This is a genomic window from Stenotrophomonas sp. SrG, from assembly GCF_050031795.1.
GTDB lineage: Bacteria > Pseudomonadota > Gammaproteobacteria > Xanthomonadales > Xanthomonadaceae > Stenotrophomonas > Stenotrophomonas rhizophila_A.
In genome coordinates this window covers 1-239 of record NZ_JBNBBE010001143.1, presented here as the reverse complement: position 1 = coordinate 239, position 239 = coordinate 1, and the positions used below count along the sequence as shown (strand labels likewise).

Sequence of the window (239 nt, the reverse complement as noted above, 5' to 3'; positions counted from 1 at the left end):
CACCAGCGCTGGCGCTCTTGGTGGCGGTTCTGGCCCAGGGCGACGTTCGATGGTGGTTCGACCCGCCGGTGATGGGCTGTGCACTGCTCGCCTCGGCCGCGCTGGGCACCACCGGCGTGGTGGTGGAACACTACCGGCGCAACCCGCTGCCGGTCGCTTATACACATCTGACGCTGCCGACGTGTCCAAGCGTGTGTAGATCGCGGTGGTCGCCGTATCAGAAAAGACGGGGGGGGGGG

1 pseudogene is annotated in these 239 nt (G+C 67.8%); it reads left to right on the top strand.

Going from position 1 to position 239, the window contains the following annotated elements:
• Positions 1-239: pseudogene (locus ACQG3P_RS23055) on the top strand (hypothetical protein); the annotation flags it as partial.